General features: G+C 67.2%; 1 protein-coding gene. It reads right to left on the bottom strand.

Going from position 1 to position 653, the window contains the following annotated elements; all coding sequences use genetic code 11:
• Positions 1-53 precede the first annotated feature (53 nt).
• Positions 54-653: response regulator (locus E4K64_RS40090; protein ID WP_135167651.1), on the bottom strand; the 600-nt coding region annotated here is incomplete at its 5' end.

Below are 653 nucleotides of genomic sequence, written 5' to 3'. Positions count from 1 at the left end.
TCGCTGGACTGCATCTTGTTGCTGGCCATAAGCCTATCTCCTGATCCCCTGGGTTACGCCGCCGCCCGGCTCAGCTCGGAGGCGCCGGCGGCGCCCGCGGTCTGCTCCTTCAGCGCCGCGATCAGACCGGGACGGTCGAACTTGGCGACATAATCGTGGAAGCCGGCCTGACGGCCGCGCTCGATCGCCGCCGGCGACACCAAGGCGGACAGGCCGATGATCGGCATCGAACCGAGATTGTTGTCGGCGCGGATGGTCTCGGCGAACTCGAACCCGTTCATGTCGGGCATCTCGATGTCGGTCAGGACCACGTCGAAGCTCTGGGCCCGCAGCGCGGCGAGGCCCTCCTGCGCGGTCGGCGCGGTGCGGACGCGGTAGCCCGCCGCTTTCAGCACCGGGGCCAGCATGTTGCGGAAGAACGCGGAATCGTCGACCAGCAGCACCGACTGCGAGTGCAGCGACGGCTTCATCTCCTTGCGGGTGAACCAGTCGGCGAACGCCATGGGCAGGAAGTGGCCGACGTCGATCACCTCGGTGGCCTGGCCCTTGATCACGGCCGAGCCGAGAATGCCCTGGCTGGAGCCGCCGACCTCGATGTTGAGCCGTTCCTCGACGATGTCGATGATCTCGTCGACGACGAGGCCCATGGAGCG

Source organism: Bradyrhizobium frederickii (genome assembly GCF_004570865.1).
GTDB classification, from domain to species: domain Bacteria; phylum Pseudomonadota; class Alphaproteobacteria; order Rhizobiales; family Xanthobacteraceae; genus Bradyrhizobium; species Bradyrhizobium frederickii.
Note: the sequence above shows the minus strand (reverse complement) of the source record. Positions and strands in the feature narration are given on the sequence as shown.